The 22,686-nt window shown below is 72.2% G+C and carries 21 protein-coding genes and 2 pseudogenes; 18 read left to right on the top strand and 5 right to left on the bottom strand.

Going from position 1 to position 22,686, the window contains the following annotated elements:
* Both ACIGXE_RS36155 and ACIGXE_RS36160 read right to left on the bottom strand, forming a co-directional pair.
* The coding region (locus tag ACIGXE_RS36155) for a helix-turn-helix domain-containing protein (protein WP_399754346.1) at positions 1-263 on the bottom strand (263 nt) is incomplete at its 3' end.
* Between the two features lie 101 nt (positions 264-364).
* A pseudogene (locus tag ACIGXE_RS36160) lies at positions 365-587 on the bottom strand (transposase); the annotation flags it as partial.
* A gap of 68 nt (positions 588-655) precedes the next feature.
* Between ACIGXE_RS36160 and ACIGXE_RS36165 the strand changes: the two are divergent.
* Both ACIGXE_RS36165 and ACIGXE_RS36170 read left to right on the top strand, forming a co-directional pair.
* Positions 656-820, top strand: a pseudogene (locus tag ACIGXE_RS36165) (transposase); the annotation flags it as partial.
* A 360-nt stretch (positions 821-1,180) separates the two neighbouring features.
* On the top strand, positions 1,181-1,786 hold the full coding sequence (locus ACIGXE_RS36170; RefSeq protein WP_399754347.1) for a flavodoxin family protein: 606 nt from the start codon (positions 1,181-1,183) through the stop codon (positions 1,784-1,786).
* A gap of 102 nt (positions 1,787-1,888) precedes the next feature.
* On the opposite strand, the gene ACIGXE_RS36175 is transcribed toward ACIGXE_RS36170, so the two are convergent.
* Together ACIGXE_RS36175 and ACIGXE_RS36180 are read right to left on the bottom strand one after the other, a co-directional pair.
* Positions 1,889-2,275: a hypothetical protein gene (locus ACIGXE_RS36175; RefSeq protein ID WP_399754349.1), complete on the bottom strand. Its 387-nt coding sequence runs from the start codon at positions 2,273-2,275 to the stop codon at positions 1,889-1,891.
* Positions 2,276-2,368: 93 nt separating this feature from the next.
* Positions 2,369-2,872, bottom strand: a complete 504-nt coding sequence (locus ACIGXE_RS36180; protein WP_399754351.1) for a GNAT family N-acetyltransferase — start codon at positions 2,870-2,872, stop codon at positions 2,369-2,371.
* 306 nt (positions 2,873-3,178) lie between these two features.
* On the opposite strand from ACIGXE_RS36180, the gene ACIGXE_RS36185 reads away from it, so the two are divergent.
* The 10 genes from ACIGXE_RS36185 to ACIGXE_RS36230 all read left to right on the top strand — a co-directional run bounded on the left by ACIGXE_RS36185 (position 3,179) and on the right by ACIGXE_RS36230 (position 15,720).
* Positions 3,179-4,711: an amino acid adenylation domain-containing protein gene (locus ACIGXE_RS36185; RefSeq protein WP_399754353.1), complete on the top strand. Its 1,533-nt coding sequence runs from the start codon at positions 3,179-3,181 to the stop codon at positions 4,709-4,711.
* Positions 4,701-4,997: an acyl carrier protein gene (locus tag ACIGXE_RS36190; protein WP_399754355.1), complete on the top strand. Its 297-nt coding sequence runs from the start codon at positions 4,701-4,703 to the stop codon at positions 4,995-4,997. The genes ACIGXE_RS36185 and ACIGXE_RS36190 overlap by 11 nt, the downstream gene beginning before the upstream one ends.
* Positions 4,994-6,376 carry a flavin monoamine oxidase family protein gene (locus ACIGXE_RS36195; RefSeq protein WP_399754357.1) on the top strand — a complete coding sequence of 461 codons (1,383 nt, stop codon included), beginning with the start codon at positions 4,994-4,996 and terminating at the stop codon, positions 6,374-6,376. The genes ACIGXE_RS36190 and ACIGXE_RS36195 overlap by 4 nt, the downstream gene beginning before the upstream one ends.
* 467 nt (positions 6,377-6,843) lie before the next feature.
* Positions 6,844-8,550, top strand: a complete 1,707-nt coding sequence (locus ACIGXE_RS36200) for a class I adenylate-forming enzyme family protein (RefSeq protein ID WP_399754359.1) — start codon at positions 6,844-6,846, stop codon at positions 8,548-8,550.
* A gap of 14 nt (positions 8,551-8,564) precedes the next feature.
* Positions 8,565-9,995, top strand: coding sequence for a KamA family radical SAM protein (locus ACIGXE_RS36205; RefSeq protein WP_399754361.1), 1,431 nt, complete (start codon positions 8,565-8,567; stop codon positions 9,993-9,995).
* The gene (locus ACIGXE_RS36210; RefSeq protein WP_399754364.1) at positions 9,992-11,047 is read left to right on the top strand and encodes a RimK family alpha-L-glutamate ligase; all 1,056 of its coding nucleotides are present in this window, start codon (positions 9,992-9,994) and stop codon (positions 11,045-11,047) included. Before ACIGXE_RS36205 ends, ACIGXE_RS36210 begins: the two co-directional genes overlap by 4 nt.
* 5 nt (positions 11,048-11,052) lie before the next feature.
* Entirely contained in the window at positions 11,053-12,270 is a 1,218-nt protein-coding gene (locus ACIGXE_RS36215; RefSeq protein ID WP_399754366.1) for a phenylacetate--CoA ligase family protein, read from the top strand.
* Entirely contained in the window at positions 12,267-13,568 is a 1,302-nt protein-coding gene (locus tag ACIGXE_RS36220) for an MFS transporter (RefSeq protein WP_399754368.1), read from the top strand. Before ACIGXE_RS36215 ends, ACIGXE_RS36220 begins: the two co-directional genes overlap by 4 nt.
* Entirely contained in the window at positions 13,565-14,464 is a 900-nt protein-coding gene (locus tag ACIGXE_RS36225; protein WP_399754371.1) for an SDR family NAD(P)-dependent oxidoreductase, read from the top strand. Before ACIGXE_RS36220 ends, ACIGXE_RS36225 begins: the two co-directional genes overlap by 4 nt.
* A complete protein-coding gene (locus ACIGXE_RS36230) occupies positions 14,464-15,720 on the top strand; it encodes a phenylacetate--CoA ligase family protein (protein ID WP_399754373.1) in 1,257 nt (418 codons plus the stop codon). The genes ACIGXE_RS36225 and ACIGXE_RS36230 overlap by 1 nt, the downstream gene beginning before the upstream one ends.
* Before the next feature lie 315 nt (positions 15,721-16,035).
* Here the strand turns inward: ACIGXE_RS36230 and paaI are convergent, their stop codons facing one another.
* Positions 16,036-16,479 carry a hydroxyphenylacetyl-CoA thioesterase PaaI gene (gene paaI / locus ACIGXE_RS36235; RefSeq protein WP_399754375.1) on the bottom strand — a complete coding sequence of 148 codons (444 nt, stop codon included), beginning with the start codon at positions 16,477-16,479 and terminating at the stop codon, positions 16,036-16,038.
* A 299-nt stretch (positions 16,480-16,778) separates the two neighbouring features.
* On the opposite strand from paaI, the gene ACIGXE_RS36240 reads away from it, so the two are divergent.
* The 6 genes from ACIGXE_RS36240 (at position 16,779) to ACIGXE_RS36265 (ending at position 22,193) form a co-directional block, all read left to right on the top strand.
* Complete coding sequence (locus tag ACIGXE_RS36240) at positions 16,779-17,519, top strand: alpha/beta fold hydrolase (protein WP_399754376.1); 741 nt, start codon at positions 16,779-16,781, stop codon at positions 17,517-17,519.
* A gap of 201 nt (positions 17,520-17,720) precedes the next feature.
* Complete coding sequence (locus ACIGXE_RS36245) at positions 17,721-18,407, top strand: hypothetical protein (protein ID WP_399754377.1); 687 nt, start codon at positions 17,721-17,723, stop codon at positions 18,405-18,407.
* A gap of 326 nt (positions 18,408-18,733) precedes the next feature.
* Positions 18,734-19,387 (top strand): DUF4360 domain-containing protein, encoded by a 654-nt coding sequence (locus tag ACIGXE_RS36250; RefSeq protein WP_399754378.1) that lies wholly within the window; start codon positions 18,734-18,736, stop codon positions 19,385-19,387.
* A 224-nt stretch (positions 19,388-19,611) separates the two neighbouring features.
* Positions 19,612-20,886, top strand: a complete 1,275-nt coding sequence (locus ACIGXE_RS36255) for a ricin-type beta-trefoil lectin domain protein (RefSeq protein WP_399754380.1) — start codon at positions 19,612-19,614, stop codon at positions 20,884-20,886.
* Positions 20,887-21,256: 370 nt separating this feature from the next.
* Positions 21,257-21,640 carry a hypothetical protein gene (locus ACIGXE_RS36260; RefSeq protein ID WP_399754381.1) on the top strand — a complete coding sequence of 128 codons (384 nt, stop codon included), beginning with the start codon at positions 21,257-21,259 and terminating at the stop codon, positions 21,638-21,640.
* Positions 21,641-21,704: 64 nt separating this feature from the next.
* A complete protein-coding gene (locus tag ACIGXE_RS36265; RefSeq protein ID WP_399754383.1) occupies positions 21,705-22,193 on the top strand; it encodes a MarR family winged helix-turn-helix transcriptional regulator in 489 nt (162 codons plus the stop codon).
* Positions 22,194-22,686: the final 493 nt, after the last annotated feature.

A 22,686-nucleotide genomic window follows, 5' to 3' on the forward strand; every position in this document is an offset into this window, starting at 1 on the left:
TAGGCGGTGTCCAGGTCACGAAGGGACTGCTGGAGGATCACCGACGACACCTCACCGAGCCAAACCCGCTCCGGCGTCTTCTTCGACGCCGTGAGCCGCTTGGACAGCTCGCCGGAGGTGACGAACGCCAGCCCAGCCGCACGGGCGTCCTCACGGACACGAAGCGCGTCGTTGAAGACCACCCGAGCGCACCCGAACGCCCCGGCCAACGCTGAACGCTGCGAGCCGTTCGGATACAGACGGAACCCGTACCTGAGCTGCATAGCGATCACCATACATATGCGGTTCATGCCACCACACCGAAACCCAAATCCCGACGTACGCACCGGCCGTCAGGTTGTCTTAAACCTGCACGCTCACTTAACCACTCGGCCAGGCGTCGCCAGTAGGTCATGCCCGACCCGATACCTAGTTCCTGCGGGAGATGTTCCCACTCGATCCCGGTAGACCAGGGTTCCCTGGAACCCCAGCCGATCCGGGTGCCTCTTCCGGTCAGGATGACGGATCCGACGCTCGGCCTTCGACAGGATTGGCTCGATCATCGCCCACAGCTCGTCGTCGACTTCCCATGGCTTTCGCCGAGCCACCCGGCACCCCCAGATCAACGGTCTGGAAGCCATCCAACGAGCCAGAAGGTCATTTCGTTAGGGGTTAAGGCGTCTCCGTCCGCCTGCTGCGCAAGGAGTACGACGCGCACGTACGCCGGTACCCGTGGGGCGGACACTTCTGGTCCGGCTCCCACTTCGCCGGAAGCTGCGGCGGGGCGCCTCTGGCCGTCGTGAAGCAGTACATCGAGAACCAGAAGCGCCCCGCGAACTGAGACGAACAGCACGGACTCGTGCCTACGTGCAGGTCAGAGCAATTCTGAGATAGCCTCCACCCGGCGTAAACGCCGGAGCACTGGCCAGAATCAAGGGTAGACCGGGGCGAAGCGTTCTCCTTCGCTTTGCAGCGCCGCGAGCAGCGCGCTCGCCAGGACGGTCCCGTAAATTCCGCCGAACATCCAATTTCGCATGATTTCCCACCGTACGGGACATCCGCTCGCCGCCCGAACCGCGCCGTCACCTCCGCTTTATGCCTCGACGCGCGGCGGCCCACGGCTCGGGGGAAGCCTGTCGCGCCGGGCCCGGATGGCGGAGCGCCCTGGTTCGGAACGTGCCCACGGGGAAGCCGTGAGGCCATGAAGGCCCTCGTGATCAACTGCACCCTGAAGAAGAGCCCGACCCCTTCGAACACGCACGCCCTGGCGGAAGTGGTGGCGGAGCGGCTGCGGGAGCTCGACGTCGACGTCGAGTTCGTCCGGGCCGTGGATCTGGCGATCTCGCCCGGCGTCAGCTCGGACGAAGGGGCCGGGGACGAGTGGCCCGGCATCCGCAGGCGCGTCCTCGACTCCGAGATCCTGGTCATCGCCTCGCCGACGTGGCTGGGCCGGCCTTCGTCGGTGGCCCAGCGCGTACTGGAGCGCATGGACGCGATGCTGTCGGAGACCGACGACGAGAACCGGCCGGTCGCCTACGGCCGGGTGGCGGGCGTCGTGGTGACGGGCAACGAGGACGGCGCCCACCACGTCATCAGCGAGATCTCCGGAGCGCTCTGCGACATCGGCTACACCGTCCCGGGTCAGGCCTGGACGTACTGGCACCTGGGTCCCGGGGCGGGTCCTGACTACCTGGACGACGACCGCGGACACGACTGGTCCCGCAGGACCGGGCGCACCATGGCCGCCAATCTTCACGCCACGGCCCAGGCCCTCGCCGCCCGACCGCTGCCGCCGCCCGAGCAGTGACCTTTCCGCTTCGTCCCTGAGGCCGCGGGCTCCGGTCGTCGTCCCGCCGGGAGGCCGCGGTGGGCGGCGCGCTGCCACCGGCGCGGCCGACGCCGGCCGGCCTCAGCCGCGGGGCGCCTCCTGCGTGACCTGGCCGGCCCGGCGAGCCCAGAGGACGAGGGGGACCTGCAGAGGAAGGCGCGCGTAGGCGATCGCCCTGGCCGACGCCGGCCGGTCACGCCAGTCGTAGGCCATCTTGACGTTGGCCGGGAACACCGCGGCGAAGAACACGGCGGCGGCACGGGCGCTCGCTCGGCGGGTCGCCGGAAGCGCGAGACCTGCCGCGAGGGCGAGTTCCACCGCGCCGCTCGCGGCGGTCCAGGCGCGGGGGCTCCCCGGCAACGCTTCCGGCACGATGGCGTCGAACTGCTTCGGCGCCACGAAATGGGCCACTCCCGCAGAGGCGAGCAGTCCGGCGAGCAGCAGAGCGGAGCGTGAGTGCGAGGCCATCGGGTTCCTCCGAGCGGGTGACGGGCGGCCGGTTCTGTGGGACGAGGAGTCCATTGTTACCGGCCAGTCAGTATGCCGTAGCGGACGCTCGCGTCACGGCAACGAGCGCGTGAGCCAGACCACTTCGCCGTTTTCCTCCGTGGACACGCGGTCCCGTTCGAATCCGAGCTTCTCCAGCACCCGCAACGACGGGGCGTTCCACGCGCCGACGGTCGACCAGAGCCGTTTCCGCCCGGTCGCGATCGCGGCCTCGACCACCGCTCCGGCGGCCTCGGTGGCGTAGCCACGCCCGTGCACGCGCTGGAAGAGCTCGTAGGCGATCTCGGGCTCGTCCAGGGTGGCGCGGCCGGTGATCAGCCCGCAGTAGCCGATGAAGTCGCCCTCCTCACGGCGCTGGATGGGCAACAGGGCGATGCCCGTGTTCTCCGTCGCGGCGAGCAGCTCCGCGATGAACGTCCGGAGGGCCTCGACCGTGGGCGGCTCCTTGCCGCGTTCGGCGAGGAGGGCGCGGAACTCGGCGGCGTCAGACTCGGCCCACGGCCGCAGTGTCAGCCGCTCGGTCTCGAGGTGACACGACATCGTCTCGTATGTGGTCATGCCGTCCACTCTGCCCCATGGCTTTCGGCCGCCCCTGGGTCGGGGGCCGCGCGCGGCCGCCTCTGGGCAGCGTGTTTCCGGCGGCGCCCGCCGTGTGCCGGCGGGATGGAACCGGGGGCTCCGCCGAAGTGGAAGCGGAACCTTCGCAGGGGCTCTGACCTGCTGGAGCGCGGGCACTCACGCGATGTCCACAGAGATCGCCCCATTCTCCTCAACTTCCGTTGTGGCCACACATGTTCGGAGGTAGAGTCCCCGTTCGTCGGGCACGGACAGGCGCTTTCAAGCTTATTTGGGGCGATCAAGTCGATGCAGTGCGAGACCCATGGAACCACCCCGGACCTCATCAGGGACTTCACGGAAGCCGCGCTTCGCGACCCGGAGCGTGCGGCTCTCGTCCATGAAGGGCGGGTCGTGACGTACCGCCGGCTGCACGAACTCGTGAACGACCTCGCGGGGCGGCTCGGGGCCCGGCCCGGAGCGGTCGCCGTGCCGGCGGCCCACACCCCGGAGACCGTCGTCGCGCTGCTCGGCGTGCTGGCGGCCGGGGGCGTCTACTGCCCCGTCGATCCGGCCTTTCCGCCGGCGCGGCAGAAGGAGATGGCGTCGGCGGCCGAGTGTCGCGCGGCCATCGCCTTCGATGCGGCGCCTCTTCCACAACTCGACCTACCGGTCGTCCAGTTCGACTGGGAGGCCGGGGCCACGGCGGTCGACGGCTGCGGGCGGGAGGTGCGCCCCGAGGACGCCGCGTACGTCCTCTTCACCTCCGGATCCACCGGCCGGCCGAAGCCGGTGGCGACGCCGCGCCGGGCCATCTCGGTCTCCGTGCGCTCGCTCCGTGACCTCTTCGCCCTCACCGAGGAGGACCGGGTGCTCCAGTTCGCCTCGCTGAACTGGGACACCTCCCTGGAGGAGATCCTCCCCACGCTGACCGCGGGGGCCACCCTCGTGTTCGACCGCGAAGCGCACTCGGGATCCTTTCCGCGGTTCCTGCGGATGGTCGAGCGCGAACGCGTGAGCGTGCTCGATCTGCCCACGGCCTTCTGGCACGAGCTGGTGCTCCACCTCGCGGAGGAGGGGACGCCCCTCCCCGACTGCGTCCGGCTGACGGTGATCGGCGGGGAGGCCGTCAGCCCCGCCCGGCTGGCCGACTGGAGCCGCCTCGACACCGGTCGGATCCGCCTGGTCAACACGTACGGGTGCACCGAGACGACCCTGATCACCCACGCCGTCGATCTGCACGGGCCCGGCGCCCCGGTCCCGGCCTGGGACGGCGGCACCAGGGCGCCGATCGGACGGCCCCTGCCCCACGTCGTCGAGGAGATCGGCGACGAGGACGAGCTGTTGATCGGCGGCCCGGCGCTCGCCCTCGGCTATCCGGGGCTGCCCGGGGCCACCGAGAAGGCCTACGCGTGCGTGGGCGGCGAACGCCGGTTCCGCACCGGCGACCGGGTCAGCAGGTCCCCTGACGGGCTCCTCACCCACGAGGGCCGGATCGACGACGAGATCAAGATCCGGGGCATCCGGGTCGACCCGGCCGAGGTGGAGGCGCACCTCGCCGGACACCCCGCGGTGAACGCGGTGGCCGTCACCGGCGCCACGACCGTCGGCCGCGCGGCACTGGTCGCCTATGTGGTGCCCCGGCCGCACGCCGTGACGCGGGATCTCGACGCCGACCTGCGGTCCTACCTGCGCGAGCGGGTGCCCACCCACCTCGTACCGAGCCGGATCACCGTCGTCCCGCAGCTCGTGCTGACCACAAGCGGCAAGGTCGACAGAAAAGCCTCGCATCAGCGTTACGCAACCGTGAACAGGTCAAAGGAGACCGTTGATGAGCGTTGACACCACCGCCTCAGCCGCCGGGGGTTCGCCTGCCGGCCCAGGCGCTCCCGCCGGCTCCCCTGCCGGTGCCGACACCGAGGGTGTGGTGGCGATGTTCCGGCGCGTTCTGGAGGTCGACGAGATCTCGGCGGACTCCGACTTCTTCCTCCTCGGCGGCGACTCGCTGGTCGCCACCCGGGTGCTCAGCGCCATCGCCCGCTCCTACGGGGTGGAGCTGACCTTCGAGGACTTCCTCGGTGCTCCGACCCCCGAACGACTCGCCGAGAAGATCGCGGCCGCCCGGTGACGCCCCGCGACGGGACCCTCGTCGCCGGCACCTCCCAGCGCTCCGGAGCCGTCACCAGCGCCGTGGTGGTCGGGGCCGGACTCGCCGGGCTGACGGCCGCGACCGAACTGGTCGCCGGCGGGGTCGACGTGACCGTGCTGGAGGCACGCGACCGGGTCGGCGGTCGGGCCCGCGGACTCCAGGTCTCCCCCGACGGCTGGGTGGACGCGGGTGCCGCCTACCTGGGCGACCGGCACACGGAGCTCCACGCCCTGCTGGCCGAGCTGGACCTCAAGACGACGCCCACCACCATGCGGGGGGCGAGCCGCTTCGCCCTCGGGACCGCGGAGACCACCCGGGACGGCCGGTTCCCTCCGCTCAACGCCGTGGCCCTGGGCGATCTCTTCGAGCGGCTGGACGAACTCACCGCGACCGTCCGCCCCGACGCGCCCTGGCTCACCCCGGGCGCCGGGGAACTGGACGCGCTGACCGCCGAGGCATGGGCCGAGCAACACCTCACGCATCCGGACGCCCAGCTCTTCTTCCCGCTCTTCCTGGGCGAGATGATGGCGGCCGACCCGGCCAGGGTGTCCATCCTGCACGTGGCCTTCTACCTGCGCTCGGGCGGCGGGCTGCGCTACCTCAACGCCTTCGAGGGCGGCGCCCAGCAGGACCGTGTCGACGGAGGCGCCCATCAGGTGTGCGAGCGGCTGGCCGCCCGGCTGGGGTCCCGGGTGCGACTCGGTGAGCCGGTCCACGCCGTGCACCAGGACGCCGACGGCGTCACGGTCCGCGGCGCGGGCGGGGAGTACCGGGCCGACGTCGCGGTGATCGCCCTGCCGCCCCTGTTGGCCGACGCCGTCGACCACCGGCCCGAGCCGCCGGTGCGCCGGGCGAGCGACCGCACCGCGCGGGGCTGCGCGGTCAAGGTGCACCTGGTGTACCCGGCACCGGTGTGGCGGGACCACGGCCTGTCGGGGTGGTCGGTGAACGCCGACGGTCCCCTGCTGTCGACCGTGGACGACTCGCCGGCCGGGGCCGGAGCCGGGGTCGGCGTCCTCACCGGCTTCGTCACGGGCGGCGAGGCCCACCGCTTCGCCGCGCTCGATCCGCGCGCGCAGCGCTCGGCGGCGGTCGAGCAGGCGGCCCGCTTGTTCCCGATGCTTCCCGAACCCGTGGGCTTCCACGTGACGGACTGGGTCAACGAGCCCTACAGCAAGGGGTGTTACGCATCCCTCTTCGGGCCCGGCGACTGGGTGCGGCACGGCCCGACGCTGACCGCACCGCACCTGCGGGTGCACTGGGCCGGCACGGAGACCAGCACCGAGTTCTTCGGGCTGCTGGAGGGGGCGATCCGCTCCGGCCGCCGGGTGGCTGCGGAGGTCTTCGCCCGACCGTGAGGCCACGGTACGGGTCGTGCCGGGGGACGCGGCACGAGCCGTAGGCCGCTCCCGCCGCGACGTCGACGAACCGCCCGCCCCGTGCGTGACCGCCCCGTCCGTGACCGTCCCGCCGGCAACCGTCCCGTCGGCAACCGCTCCACCGGCAACCGCCCCACCCCCCACCCCTCGGGCCCGACGGGCCCCGAACGTACCCCTGCTCTCCGACCCGCCGCGGATCACACCCCTGTCGGTCGTCGCGTCGTCGTCGCCTCGGCGACGCGACGACCGGATCCGCCGGCACCCTCCCCCGTCCCGCTCGTGGCGCGTCCCCACGCGCCCGGGCCCAGGCCGTGCGGCGTGCCTCACGACCCCACGGGCAAGGCAGCCGAACCACGAGTTCCGCCGAGAACAGCAAGCCTTCGACCAGTCGCCGGGCCCCGGCCCCACCAGGGCCCCGTCCCGGCGGCGCGTAACGGGAGACCGCCATGAGCGACCACACGTCCATCGCCCCTCTCGCCGCCAGAAAGCGGCTGATGACCGAGCCCACGCTCGGAGCCGGCAACTTCCTCGACCACGCCATCGCCGTCAATCCGCACCACGCGGTCCCGTACGCCTTCACCCACCGCGTCGACCACCGGGGCGCCGTCGAGCTGCGCGGTCACAGCCTGCTCGACCTCGCCGCGCTGCGCGACCGGTACGCCAAGTGGTACTGGGCGAACGGCGTCCGGCCCGGCGACCCGGTCGGCGTGGTGGTCGGGGAAGGCCTGGAGCCGGTGCTGCACTTTCTCGCGCTCGCCGCGCTGGGGGCCGTCCCGGCCCTGGTCAACGACGCCATGCGGCACGAGGTGATGGTGCGCTACCTGAACCACGTGGGTGTCGTGGGAGTGGTCGCGGACGACCCCACACGACTGGCCGCCGCGTACCGCGAGACCCCGCACCGCCGTCCCCGCTTCATCGCCATGGCGGCCGAACTCCACGCCTTCGACGCCGGGTCCGCCGAGCTCCCCGAGGTCTATCCGTACCGGCACGCCGCGGACGACGTGGTCGCCCTCATCCACTCCTCCGGGACCACCGGCACACCGAAGTCCACCAAGCTGGCGCACCGCCAGTTCTGGGAGGGCAAGCAGCCGCGCATGGTGCGCTTCCCGGCCGAGGACTACGACCGGCTGATGTCGCTCATGCCGCACACCCACGCGGGCGGGCTGAGCTACTTCCTCACCGCGACCCTGCTCGGCCTGCCGACCGTGGTCATGTCCGACTGGCGGCGCGCGGTCGTCGAGCCGGTGATGGAGGCCTTCCAGCCCACCATGATCGCCTCCTTCCCGCGCACCTTCGTGGAACTGGCCACCGGCGAACTCCCGGTGAAGGGCGCGGCCAAGGTGCACTCCTGGTTCAACACCGGCGACAGCGCCCACTACGGACACATCCGCCGGCTGGTGCAGCTCGGTGAGCGGCCCGCCGGCCTGATCAGGCCCTGGCTGCTGCCGCAGGAGAGGGAGGAGCAGCCCGCCCTGCCCGGCTCGCAGTTCGTGGACGGACTGGGCTCGTCCGAGATGGGCATGGCCCTGTTCGGGCAGATGACCACCCCGGAGAGCGAGCGCGACGACCGCTGCGTCGGCAAGCCCCTCGAGGTGGTGACGAAGGCGGCGGTGCTCGACGAGGCGGGCGAGGAGGTCCCGGACGGCACGGTGGGGATGCTCGGCGTGGTCACGCCGTCCCGGACCCCCGGGTACTGGAACGACGACAAACTGACCAGCACGTTCGAACTCAACGGCTACTGGCTCACCGGCGACGTGGCCCGTCGGGACTCCGAGGGGCGCTTCTACCACCTCGACCGCACGGTGGACGTCATCGACACCGCGGACGGTCCGGCGTACAGCCTGCCGATCGAGGAGATCCTGCTCGCCGACTGCGCGACGCTGGTGCAGGACTGCTCGGTGATCGGTGTTCCCGCCGGCCCGGGCCGGGGCCAACTGCCCGTCGCCGTAATCCGGTTGCAGGCGGAGGCCGCCGAGAGCACCGCGGAGGAGGTCCAGGAGGCTGCCAACAAGGCCCTGGGCGCCGCCGGGCTGACCCCGCTGGCCGCGGTGCGCATCGCGCGTACGCCGGAGGAGTTCCCGCTCGGCCCCACCGGCAAGGTGCTCAAGCGTGAGCTCCGGACCCGCTTCGCCACCCTTCTGACCGCCCGTTAGGCCGGGGACGTCAGATGATCCGGCAGCCGTACCAGTACGCGCGGACCCCGCTGACCGAGCCGGACTGGCGCCGGCTGCCGGGCTGGCGCCGTGTCACGGAGCGCGAATGGCGGGACGCGCAGTGGCAGCGGGCCCACTGCGTGAAGAACCTGCGCCAGCTCAAGGCCGTCGCCGGTGACCTGCTCACCGACCGCTTCTGTGACGATCTGGCCGCCGACCAGGCGGAGTTCGCCACGATGGCGATGCTGGTCACCCCGCAGATGCTCAACACCATGGCGCCCTGGGCCGCCCTGGAGCCGGGAGCGTTCACCGAGGCGTTCCTCGCCGATCCGGTCCGCCGGTACATGCTGCCGGTGCGCTCGGACCGGCACCCTCGGTGGCCGAGCCATCCGAAGGCGGGACGGGACTCGCTGCACGAGGCCGACATGTGGGTGGTGGAGGGCCTCACGCATCGCTATCCCAACAAGGTCCTGGCCGAGCTGGTCGCCACCTGCCCGCAGTACTGCGGGCACTGCACCAGGATGGACCTGGTCGGCACCTCCACCCCGCAGATCACCAAGGCCAGGCTCGTGCTCCGCCCGCGGGACCGGCAGGAGCAGATGCTGGACTACCTCAAGCGCACGCCGGCCGTGCGCGACGTGGTGGTGTCCGGCGGTGACGTCGCCAACGTGCCCTGGCCGCAGCTGGAGGCGTTCCTCATGCGGCTGCTGGACCTGGGATCGGTCCGCGACATCCGGCTGGCCAGCAAGGCCGTGGTGGGGCTGCCCCAGCACTGGCTCCGGCCCGAGGTGGTCGAGGGCGTGGGGCGGGTCGCCCGGGTCGCCGCGCGGCGTGCGGTCAACCTCGCGGTGCACACCCACGCCAACCACGCGCAGTCCGTCACTCCCCTGGTCGCCGAGGCCGCCCGGGCCCTGCTCGACGCGGGCGTCCGGGACGTCCGCAACCAGGGAGTGCTGATGCGCGGGGTCAACGCCACCCCCGAGGACCTGCTGGACCTCTGCTTCGCGCTCCAGGGCGAGGCGGGCATCCTCCCGTACTACTTCTACCTCTGCGACCTGATCCCCCACGCCGAGCACTGGCGGACCTCCCTCCACCAGGCCCAGTGGCTCCAGGAGGCGATCATGGGGTACCTCCCCGGCTACGCCACCCCGCGGATCGTGTGCGACGTACCGCACGTCGGCAAGCGCTGGGTGCACCAGGCCGCCGCCTACGACCGCGAGCGCGGCATCTCGTACTGGACGAAGAACTACCGCACCGAGCTCGAGGTCCGACAGGCGCCCGACGCGGACCTCGAGAGCACGCTGGCGCGGCGCCATCCCTACTACGACCCGCTGGACACCCTCCCCGAGTCCGGCCGCCGCTGGTGGGCGGACCGGGCCCCTGCCCAGGACGGGCCCACCGGCGCCTCGCACCCCCGACCCACCGCACCCGAGGACACCCTGTGAATCCCTCCCCAGACCGCTCCGCCGCCGGCCCGCTGCGCCGGATGTGCTGGATCTTCCCCGACCGGGAGTCGACCCGGACGACCGAGTCCTGGCACGCCATGTTCTGGGACCTCTACGCGGAGGTCGCCGAGGACCTGGGCATGAGCTGGACCCGGCACTCCCCCGACGCGGTGACCGTGGACTGCACGGACCCCGGCCGCACCCGGGTCTACGTGGACGACGAGCCGGTCACGCCCGAGGACACCCTGTTCATCACCGCGCTCTACTCGCTGCCGTACCAGCAGATGGACGTCTTCAACCAGTACGCCCTGTGCGCGGTGTTGGAACAGGCCGGGTTCTACCTGCCGTTTCCTGCCGAGATCTCGCTCATCGGCAACGACAAGCTGGCCACCCTGCTCCACCTCGGCGGCTCGCCGATCCCCCCGATCCCGTCCGTCCGCATCGGCACCGGGCGCGATGTGAGCAAGCACCTGTACGAGGTGGCGCTCGGGAACATGACCTATCCGGCCGTGGTCAAGCCGGCCGGCTGGTGCGGCGGCGGCGGCATCAACCTGGCGCGCAGCGCGGGGGACATCCGGGGCCTGGCGAGCCTCGCCCAGGGCGGGGACACGACGCTGGTGGTCCAGCCGTACCTCGGGGACGGCACGGTCGACTACCGGGTGTACGTGATCGACGGCGCGGCCCACACGGTCCTGAAGCGGACCCCGGAACCGGGCTCGGCGGTCGCCAACGCGAGCCGCGGCGGCACCATGGAGTTCGTGCCGGTCCCCGAGGAACTGGCCAAGGCCACCGCCTACTTCGCCGAACGGCTGCCCATCCCCTTCTTCTGCGTCGACTTCCTCCACGACGGCCGGCGGTTCTGGTTCTCCGAACTGGAGCCCGACGGTGTCATACCCCGTGATCCCGGCGATCCGCGCCGGACGATCCAACGGGAGGTGACCCGGGCCCGGTTCACGGCCTACCGGGAGGCGCACGCCAGGCACCTCGCCGACCCGGGCGGCGGAGCGCCGTCCGGTCGTCCCCCGTTCACCTCACCGACGGAAAGGAGCTGACCGCGATGTTCTCGCTCACCCAGGAGGCCGCCGAGCCGCGGCTGCGGGTCGCCCGCAGAACGCTGGAGCGCCTGCGGCAGGTGCCGGACCTGGCAGCCCGCTACCGCGACTGCGGGGACGTCCGTACCCTCGACGGCCTCGCCGCGCTCCCTCCGCTGCTCAAGGACGACCTCAACGTGGCACTGGCGCACCTGCGACCGCGCGCCGAGCACGGCGCCACCTGGCTCTTCCAGAGCGGCGGCAGCACGGGCGCGCCCAAACTGGGCCACGCGCCCACCGGCTTCTACATGGCGGGGGTGCACGCCCACTGGCAACCGCTGGACCGCGAGGACGTCTTCGTCAACGCCTGGGGCGCCGGCCGCATGTGGGGCGCGCACTTCCTGGCCGCCGCCCTGGCCGACCTGTCGGGCTGCGAGGTGATCGCGCTGGGCTCGGTCACGAAGGACGAGTACGCCGAGTGGCTGGCCTTCTTCGCGGCGCGCGAGGTGACGGCGATCGGTGGCACGCCGAGCGTGCTCAGGCTCTGGTTCGCCCACGCCCGGGCGGCGGGGGTGGAACTGCCCGCGCTGCGCAAGGTGCTCTGGCTGGGCGAGGCCTGGCAGCCGCAGCTGGAGGAGGACATGGCCGCGGTCGCGCCGGGGGCCCGTCGCTGGGGCATGTTCGGGAGCACCGAGACGTGGGTGGTGGGGACCAACACGCCCGAGTGCCCGGCCGACACCTTCCACACCCTGCCCCACCAGCTCGTCCACGTGGGCGAGGACCACCTGCTGGACTTCACCACGCTCGACCCCGAGATGCTCAATCCGGTGCTGCGCTACCGGACCGGCGACGCGGGACGCCTGGTGACCTGTGCGTGCGGCCGGCCGGGCCCGGCCATGCGGGTGCTCGGCCGCCGCGACAGCGTGGTCCAGGTCCGGGGCCTGGGCCTGGACGTGGACGAGGTGATCGCGCGCGTGGAGCGCGATCCGGGTGTCTCCCGCGCCCAGGTGGTGATCTCCGAGACGGGCGGGCGCGCCGGCGCCGTGGAGGTGCTGCTGCTGACCGCCCCGGGCGCGGCGGTGGACGTCGAGCGGCTGCGCAAGGAGCTCCTGGCCGAGACCTTCACCCTGAGCACCGCCTTCCAGCACGATCCGGAGAACTTCCGGGTGCGCCCGGTCGCCGAGCTGATCAGCAACGACCGCACCGGCAAGACCGCGGGCCTCGTGGTGCGGGAGGAACGGTGAAGCCCCGGCGGCCGGTGTCCCTGGGCCCCGAGTTCAACCGCTTCTGGATCGGCCAGTCGGTGAGCACGGTCGGCGACCGCGTCACCGTCTTCGTGGTACCGACCGTGATGATCTTCGTCCTGGACGCCTCCGCCTTCCAGGTGGGCATCGTGGCCATGGCCCAGTACCTGGGCATCCCGCTGCTCGGACCGCTCGCCGGCGTGCTGGTCGACCGGTGGGACAACCGCCGCACCCTGCTCGCCTGCGACCTCGCGCGGCTGGCGGCGGTGGCCGTGATCCCTCTGGCGTACTGGCAGGGCCGGCTCTCCACGCCGCTGCTGTTCGCCTGCGTGGCGGTGATCAGCGGCGCGACGATCTTCTTCACCATCGGCTACCTGGTCGCCGTGCCCGCCGTGGTGCCGAAGGACCACCTGGTGCGCGCCTACTCCCGGCTGGAGGGCACCCGCTCGGTCTCCGAGGTCTCCGGGCCGTCCCTGGCGGCCGGTCTCTACAGCGCGCTGGGCGTGGCCGCCCTGCTCGTCGACGCCGCCAGCTATCTGGTCTCGGCCCTGTGCATCCGGTCCATGCGGCCCTGGGGCGAGCGGACCGTCGCCGAGGGGTCGGTGTGGCAGCGGCTGACGGCGGGCTTCCGGCTGAACTGGGCCGACCCGGTGCTGCGCCGGGTGGTGGTGGCGGCCGTGACGCTCAACTGCGGCGGCCCCGTGTTCGTCACCGTGCTCCCGATCCTCGCGTACCAGGGACTTGGCGTCTCCGTCGGGGTCTTCGGCGCCGCCATGTCGGTGGCGGCGGTGGGCGCGCTGGTCGGCGCGGCCGTCGCGCCGAAGGCCGGTGAACGGCTGGGAAGCGGGCGGATGCTGGCCTGGGCGCTGCTGCTGCACTGTCTGGTGGGGCTCGGTGTGCTGGCCGCACCCGCCCTCCCGGCCGGTGCGGTGATCGCCGTGACCATGGGCTGTTACGGCTTCTTCATGTCCTGCATCAACGTGTGCAGCGCGCCCATCCGGCAGTCGCGGATGTCCGTGCACAACCAAGGCGTGATGCACGCGGCCTTCCGGACCGCCACCTGGGGGGTGATCCCGCTGGCCGCCCTGGTCGGAGGTCTGGCGGTCAGCCTGCTCACCGGCCCGCTCGGAGTGCTGGACGCGGCCCGGGTCACCATGGCCGGCGGCACGCTGCTCGCGGCCTGCTCCTTCCTTCCGGCGCTGCGGATCCAGCCCCTGCTGGACGCGGCCGAGCGGCAGCGGGCGCCGGAGGCGGACAGCGGGGACGCCGCACCGGCTCTGGCCGAGGGCACCTCATGACCGCGGCGGACCGGGAGCCTCGGGTCGTGCTGATCACCGGCACGTCCTCGGGCATCGGGCTGGCCACGGCGATCGCCGCGGCACGGGCCGGCTTCGCCACGGTCGCCACCCTGCGCGAGCCCGCCCGCGCCGGGGCGCTCCGGGAGGCGGCGGACCGGGCCGGGGTCACGCTGGACATCCGCCGACTGGACGTCACCGACCCCGACTCCGTGGCACGCTGCGTCGACGGCGTGCGGCAGGCGTACGGCCGGCTGGACGCCGTGGTCAACAACGCGGGCGTCTCCAACTTCGACCCGACCCTGGAGATGTCCACCACGGAAGCGCTGCGCGCCAATCTGGAGGTGAACTTCTTCGGGGTCGTCGAGGTGAGCCGGGCCGCGATGCCGCTGCTCCGGGCGGCCCGGGGCCGCCTCCTCACCATCGGCAGCGTCCACGGCATCGTGGGGCAGCCCTTCAACGAGGCCTACTGCGCGGCGAAGTTCGCCGTCGAAGGCTTCATGGAGAGCCTGGCCCCGGTGGCGGAGGCACACGGGGTGAAGGTCTCCGTGGTGGTCCCCGGCTTCGTCAGGGACACCTCGTTCGGAATCTTCCCGGACGTCAACCGCAAGACCATCGAGGCCGCCTCCGGCCCCTATGCCCCCACCTTCGCCGACTACGTCCACTGGGTCACCCACCAGGGATGGGAAGGCGCCGGGCAGGCCGCGTCCGAGGTCGCCGAGGTCGTGGTACGGACCCTGCGGGCCGAGCGGCCGGCCTTCCGCGTCCCCACCAGCCCCTGGGCGGCCGCCTATCTGGAGAGCAAGCTGACCGACCGTGACGGCTCCGTCGTCCAGGGACTCGCACGCACCTGGATCGGGCGCCGGCCGGAATCCGACGACAGAGAGCAGGAGAGGTAGTGCCCGCCAAATCCCTTCAGGAGCTCGTCGACTTCGCCCGCACCCACTCGCCGTTCTACGCGGAGGCGTACCGGGACGTGCCGCGGACGGTCTCGCACCTCACCCAGCTCCCCGTCATCGACCACACGGAGTTCTGGGCGGCGAACACCTGGCCGGACAACCGGGTGCTGACCGGACCGCTGACCGACGCCGGGGTCTACAAGACCGGTGGCACCACCGGTGTTCCCAAGCTGTCGGTCTGGTCGCGGTCGGAGCACGCCGACTCGGTCACCGCGTTCGGCGCCGGCATCGTGCGGGCCGGGCTGAAGCCGGGGCACCGGGTGGCCAATCTCTTCTGGGCCGGTGAGCTGTACGGCGGGATGCTCTACATCGAACACGCCCTGCACGCGGCCCCCGTCGACAACGTCCGGCTGCCGGTCGGGGCCGGCGCCCCCAACGAGTTCGTCGCCGACCTGATCGGCGACTTCGGAGTGAACGTCCTCGCCGGTGTCCCGATGAAGCTGGCCGCCGTGGCGGAATGCCTCGTCCGCCGCGGCCTGACCGCCGACTCGGTGGAACTGCTGCTCTTCGGCGGCGACCTGCTCTTCACCGATCTGCGCCCGATCCTGCTGCGGGCCTTCCCCAAGGCGGCCATCGCCTCGGTCGGTTACGCCTCCATCGACGCGGGTCTCGTCGGACGGCCCGTCCCCGGCGAGGACGTACGGGTGCACGAGGCGTTCCCGCACCGCACGGTGGTGGAACTCGTGGACGACGTCACCGGCGAGCCGATCACCACCCCGGGCGTGCCGGGCCGGCTCCTGGTCACCAACCTGTTCCGCACGCTCATGCCGGTCATCAGGTTCCCGGCCGGCGACCGCGCCGAGTGGGTCGACCCGGAGTGCCGGCGGTTCCGGCTGCTGGGCCGCTCCATGGAGGGCGGGCGCGTCGGTACGGTCTCCATGCCGATCGAGGACGTCCGCGCGGTGCTCGTGGAGGCGGACCCGGACCGGTACATCGCCGGGATGCAGATGGTGCAGCGCCGCTGGGACGGCCGGGACGGCCTGATCCTGCGCCTGGGTTACGTCGAGGAGCCCCCGGCGGACCTGAGCGCCCGGCTCGTCGAGGCGGTCTACGCGGCCCGGCCGCTCTTCCCGGCGGAGGTCGCGGACGGCGCCATCCACGAGCTGGGCATCGAGTGGGTGCCCCGGTCGGAGCTGGTCACCAACCCGAGGACGGGCAAGCTGCAGCAGGTGGTGGACGAGCGTCCGGCCAGTTGAGGGGGGCGGCCGGCCGCAGGCCTGGTGGGCGGCCAAGTCGCACGCCAGGGGCCGGACGGCCGCAGGCCTGGTGGTGCGGCCGGTCTCACGCCAGAGGGGCGGCCGGCCGCAGGCCTGGGCGGACGGTCGCACGCCAGGGGCCGGCCGGCGACCGGGTGGGGCGGCTGGTCGCACGCCAGGGGGTCGGACGGCCGGCGACCGGGTCGAGGACACCGGCCGCTTGCCCGGGGAGCCGTCGGCAGCCGGCCGGGGTGGGCGCCCGCCGGCTGCCGCGGGGGCCGGGCAGGCGATGTCACGGGCGTCGCCGCCCGGGCCTCAGTCGCCCCGGGGCTGCGCTCGGCCGGCCAGCATCACGCTCTGCCCGCGGAACTCCGCGACCACCGTTCCGTCCGTGCGCCGGACCGTCACGTCGTAAATGCCGTTCCGGCCCGAGCGCGTCCGTTCCACGGCCTCGGCGAGCAGCTCGTCGTCCACCGCGGCCGGCAGCAGGAAGGTGACCTGGGCGGACTGGGCCACCGTGACCGGCCCGTAGCCGTTGCAGGCGTAGGCGAACGCCGCGTCGGCGAAGAGGAACAGGAACCCGCCGTGCGCCATGCCATGGCCGTTCACCATGTCCTCGCCCACCCGCATGCGCATCAGCGCCCGGCCCGGTGCGACCTCCTCCAGGGCGATGCCCAGGGTCCGGCACGTGCGGTCCCGCTCGTACAGCTCCGCGATCCCGGCCGGTGCGTTGTCCGGCACGCCGGTGTGCACGCCCACGACTTGGCCCCTCCCTGACGAGCGGACCCCACAGGTCCGAGTGCTGTGCGTCCGCATTAGATCGATCGAGATCGAGAGCTGTCAACGACGCGAGGCAGCGCGCCCGGAGGGCGGTCCGGCGCAGTCGCACCTCCGGCCGGCGCCCCGACGCCGAGTGATCGCGTGACGGGACCGTACGAGGGGCGGCTCGGGCGCCGCCGCGTATGCTCACCGGACCGGCGGCCCCTTCCCCGCCTCCTCGCCGCGGCCGGTGCGGCGCGCGGGAGTCGGCCCGTCTCGACGCACGACAGGAGTGGACAGTGAAGATCCCGCGACGCCCGTCCGTCGACGGCTCACGCCCGGCTCTGCGTCCCGTTCTCGGGCAGCGTCCCCCGGAGCGGGTCGCCGCGGCGGTCCTGCTCCTCCACGGCGGACAGGCCGAGGCGCTGCAGGCTCCGCCCCTGCTGAACCTCCCGGCCCTGCGCATGCAGCCCTTCGCCGGCGCCATCGCACGGGCCACCGCCCCCGCGGAGGTGCTCGTCGCCCGGGTCCGTTACCGGCACCGCGGCTGGAACGGCGCCGAAGCCCACCCGGTCGCGGACACGGTACGCGCCCTGGGCGAGCTCCGGGATCTGGTGGGCCCCGTTCCCGTCGTCCTCGTCGGTCACTCGATGGGCGCCCGCGCGGCACTGCGCGCGGCCGGCGAGCCGGAGGTCAAGGGCGTGGTCGCGCTCGCCCCATGGTGTCCCCCCGGGGAGCCCGTCGACCATCTCCGCGGCCGCACGGTCGTCGCCCTGCACGACGAGTCCGACCGGATCACCGCCGCCCCGGAGACCTGGTCCTTGCTCGGCCGGGCGGAGGCCGCCGGGGCCCAGGTCCTGAGCATCCGCATGTCCCCCGGCGGCCACACGATGCTCCGCGGCGCCCCGCTCTGGCACCGTACGGCGGCCGAAGCCACGGCGGCCCTGCTCGGCCTCGGCCCGCTGCCGACCGGTCCGTTGAAGGCACCCCGGCGCACCGGAGGCGGCTCCCTGCGGATCGCCTGCCGCGACGCCTCCTGACGGGGCGTTCTCCCCTCCCTGTGCCCTGGTCGGCGCGGGCGGTCCGGCCGCGGCACGGCACGGCACGGCACTGACTACGACGACAGCGGTCGTCCCGAGCGTGCCTGCCCTCGAGATCCGCCGCCTGCCCACCGGACCGCTATATCTTCCGAGGGCAGGACGGCGACAGCCACTCCGCACTCGACCGTAAGGGCCGCCACCGTGACCGGACGCATCACCGAGCCCACCGCGAGCCCGAGCCGGCACGAGGACCTCGGCGAGGCGCGCTGGCCGATGGCCACGGCCGTCCTCGCCGCCATGGTGCTGACCGTCCTGCTCCCCGACGACCTCCGCCTCGCGCCTCGCTGGGTGCTCCCGGCCGTGGAGGGACTGCTCCTGCTCGCGCTCATCGCCGGCGACCCCGGCCGGATCGACCGCCGCTCGACGGTCCTGCGCAGCACGTCGATCGCCCTGGTGTGCGTTCTCGCGCTCAGCGCCGTCTGGTCCACCGTCCAGCTCGTCGACGACATCCTTCAGGGCGGCAAGGAGACCGGCTCCGCCACCAGCCTGCTGCAGACCGGCGGCACGGTGTGGGCCTGCACGGTGCTCGCCTTCTCCCTGCTGTACTTCGAGCTCGACTGCGGCGGGGCGGCGGCCCGGGCCCACCACATGCCCCGCACGCCCGCGCTCGCCTTCCCTCAGCAGCTCAACCCCGAAGTGGCGAGCGCCGGCTGGCGGCCCCGCTTCGTCGACTACCTCTACCTCGCCCTGACCAACGCCACCGCGTTCAGCCCGACCGACGTGATGCCCCTGGCGCCCTGGGCCAAGATCGCCATGGGCATCCAGTCCCTCGTCTCCCTGCTGATCCTCGGGCTGGTGGTCGCCCGCGCCGTCAACGTCCTCGCCTGAGCGCCGTCAACGTCCTCGCCTGAGCACGGTCGGTCCGTGACCGACCACGGGCGAGGGGTGTGGCGCGCGTGATGCGGGTGGGATCCCTGAGGCGCCGACCGCTGCGTCCGAGCCAGAAAAGGGCGACTGACGGGGCCATTGTTGGCCGGGCTCCGCACTGCCCTTCGGCGTCGGGACTCCTAGCATTCCAGCACCCCCCACCGCAGCCCGGAGCGGCGGGGACACGTCGGCCCGGACGTATGGCATGTCCATGATGCTTCAACAGTTGCCGACTGCACCACCCCCCTGCACGAAACCACGTCCCGAGCTCTGGATGGGAGAAGACCATGAGAAGAATCCCCTTACTCGTGGGCGCGGCAGCCGCCGCGCTGTGCGCCTCGGCCCTGCCCGCCCACGCGGACCCGTCGTCGATCACCGACCCGCCCCCGGACCGGATCGTCATCGACATCGCCACGGTGAACGGCTCCGGCTGCCCCCTGGGCACCGCCGCCATCGCCGTGTCCGAGGACAACACCGCCTTCACCGTCACCTACAGCGACTACCTGGCGCAGGTGGGCGGCGACTCCGCCCCCACGGCCGCCCGCAAGAACTGTCAGCTCAACCTCGTCGTGCACGTCCCCCAGGGCTTCACGTACGCCATCGCCAGCGCCGACTACCGCGGCTACGCCTCCCTCCAGCCCGGCGCGAGCAGCACCGAGAAGGCCTCCTACTACTTCCAGGGCTCCCCGAGCACCGCATCGCGTACGCACGCCTTCCGAGGCCCCTACGAGGACAACTGGCAGGCCACCGACACGACCGACTGGGCCCAGCTCGTCTGGGCCCCGTGCGGAGTGCAGCGGAACTTCAACATCAACACCGAGCTCCGCGTCAACGCCGGCACGTCGAACCCGGCCCGCACCAGCTACATGACCATGGACTCCACGGACGGCGACATCAGCACCGTCTACCACCTCGCGTGGAAGGAGTGCCCCGGGCGGTGACGCGCCCCACCCGGCCGGCCTTCGCGAGGCCGGCCGGGTGGGCCTTCCCGGCGTGCGCCGACCCTTGACGGACCCTTAACTCACTTCTTAAATCATGTACACAACAAAGGGCCGGCCGCCCCGGACGTCGACGCGCCGTCGGCACGGCCCCCCTATCGGCGCGCCCCCACTCCGTCCTCCGGAAGGGCCGCCTCCTCCCCCACACCCCAGACGGAAGAGAGAGCATGGACTCCTCCCCGCCCAGCCCCCGACGCCTCCGCAAGGCCCTGTCGGCCCTCGCCGGCGCCGCCCTGTTGCTCGGTGTCGCCGCCGTCGCCCCCGGGCCCTCCACCGCGGTCGACACCCGGACCGCCCCGGCGGCCCAGGCCGCCGTCGTCACGTTCAACGAGGACTTCGACGGCCCGGCCGGCTCCGCCGTCAACGCCGGCCGCTGGCAGATCGAGACGGGCGACAACGTCAACAACCACGAGCGGCAGTACTACACCGCGGGCGCGGCCAACGCCGCCCTCGACGGGCAGGGCCACCTGGTCATCACCGCGCGGCGCGAGAACCCCGGCAACTACCAGTGCTGGTACGGACGGTGCGAGTACACCTCGGCCCGACTGAACACCTCCGGCAGGTTCACCGCCCAGTACGGGCGGGTCGAGGCACGCATGAAGGTGCCCCGCGGCCAGGGCATGTGGCCGGCGTTCTGGATGCTCGGCAACGACATCGGTCAGGTCGGATGGCCCAACTCCGGCGAGATCGACGTCATGGAGAACGTGGGCTTCGAGCCCTCCACCGTCCACGGCACCCTGCACGGCCCGGGCTACTCGGGCTCCGGCGGCATCGGCGCCGGCTACACGCTGCCCGGCGGGCAGGCGTTCGCCGACGCGTTCCACACCTTCGCCGTCGACTGGGCGCCCGACCGGATCACCTGGTCCGTGGACGGGGTCGTGTACCAGACCCGTACGCCCGCGGACCTGGACGGTCGCAGCTGGGTCTTCAACAAGCCGTTCTTCCTGATCCTCAACCTGGCCGTCGGCGGCTACTGGCCCGGCGACCCGGACGGCTCCACCGCCTTCCCCCAGCAGCTCGTCGTCGACCACGTCCGCGTCACCACCGGAGACACCTCCGGCACGGGCAGCCGGATCACGGGCATCGGCGGGAAGTGTGTGGACGTCGCCGCGGCCGACACTGCCAACGGCACCCCGATCCAGCTCTACGACTGCAACGGCACCGCCGCCCAGCAGTGGACGGTCGGCTCGGACGGCACGATCCGCGCGCTCGGCAAGTGCCTCGACGCCGCCTCCGGCGGTACGGCGGACGGCACCCTGGTGCAGCTGTGGGACTGCAACGGCACGGGCGCCCAGCGCTGGGCCGTCAGCGGAGCCCGGGACATCGTGAACATCCAGGCGAACAAGTGCCTGGACGCGACGGGCAACAGCTCGGCCAACGGCACCCGGCTCCAGCTGTGGACCTGCACCGGCGGCACGAACCAGAAGTGGACGGTCGGCTGACCGAACCCCGGCCGCCCCATGTCCCCACGCGGCTGTCCGTCCCCCTGCGGCCCGCTCCGGCGGGCCGTTCGGGCGAGATCCTGAAGAAAGATATTCACGATCAAAGTTTGCATGAAATCTTTCATACTCTTGCTTACTCGACGGTATATATGTTTACTGACGGCGGCGTTCCGGCCGGACGGACACCAGGAGGACACCGCACGTCCTCTCGAACAGCCACTCGGTGCGCCACCCCTCCCCGGCGCACCCGGGTGACACGCACGGTTCTCGGAACGCCCGGAGCGCCGCGGCGGCCTCGGCCACCCCTTCGCCGAGGCCGCCGCGTCCCCGACCTCGATCAGAGCTTCTCCACCCCTCGGAAGTGACGAGCATGCCTCAGACGGCCACCTTCACGCGCAGCCCTGACTGGCCCCTCCAGGTCAATGCCCCCGGTACGCACGACTGGGAACGCAGCGCCAAACGGTGGCTGAGGGAGCTGCTCCCGGCCCGCTACGGAAGTTACGCGACGCTCACGCGCCATCCCGCGCTGCTCGTCCGCCATGTCCAGCTCCACCTGCAGCACGAGATGCGGGCGGTGCGCGAGGCCCTGCAGACCAGCCGCGTCGAACTTCCGGCCATAGGCGTGTCCGAGGCGCTCATCGAGAACAGCATCCGGATGTACGCCCTGGAACTGGAACAGCTGGGCCGGCTCTCCCGAGGGGTGCGTCTCGTCTCCGAGGCCCTGCTCGGACGCCCGTGCCGACCCAGGTGCTGACCAGGCACAGGTAAGGGGGCGGCGTCGATTCCCCGTTCGCGCGGCTTCCACCTATGCTTGCCGGGTGGGTGACGGGCAAGGGCGGCAGGCCGCGGCGGAGCACGAAAGCAGTGCTGATCCGCAGAAGTTCGCGGTCGCCCTGCGCCGGACGATCGGGGAGACGAACCGTCTGGTCCACGGCTTCGCGATCGCCCAGGGCCTGCACCCGACAGACATCCACGCCCTGTCCTTCGTCCTCGACCACCCCGACACGGCCACTCCGGGGCTGCTCAAGGATCATCTCGGCCTGACCTCCGGCGCGGTGACGGCCTGCCTCGACCGGCTGGAGAAGGCCGGCCACATCCGGCGCAGCCGGGCGGACGGCGACCGGCGGGTGGTACGCATCCACTACGTGCCCAGCGCCCGCGCCGTGGCGCGGTCCTATTTCCTGCCCCTCGCCCAGGCGGCGGGCCGGGCACGCGACCGGTTCACCGAGGAAGAACTCGCGGTCGTGCAGCGGTACTTCGACGCGCTGAACGACGAACTCGGCGAGCTGCACGTCCCCCGCCGCTGAGCGGCTGCGGCCAGATCGACCCGAAGACCGGGCTCCGCGGCCCTGGCCCGTGGCTCATGGTCGTGGCCCGGTCGCCCGTGGCTCGTGCCCGGCGCATCTTGCGCGGGCCGGCGGCGCGCCCCCGCCGTTCGGCGAATCGCCTCTCCCACCGACTGCATCCGAACCGTGCCGCTGCGCGGAAGACACGGTGAGCGCCGTGGAGCTCGGGCACGCCTGGCACCCCTCCGACCGACCACCCCACAGGGCTCCGCGGGTTCGTGCTTCAATTTACCTCGATCATTGAGATTCTTAATCATCGAGAGAAGTGCTCGGGAGTTCTCATGTCCGCACCCCTGCGGTGGGCGAGCCGACTGCTGCCGCCGCTGATGCTCGTCCTCTGGCTGGCCATCGGTGGCGGGCTAGGGGGTGTCTTTCCGATCATCGGATCGTTGGTCTGGTCGTGAGGGATGGGGAGATTTCTGACGCTGCGTGGGCGGTGATCGCGCCGCTGTTG

The sequence above is a fragment of the Streptomyces sp. NPDC053431 genome (assembly GCF_044544925.1).
GTDB lineage: Bacteria > Actinomycetota > Actinomycetes > Streptomycetales > Streptomycetaceae > Streptomyces.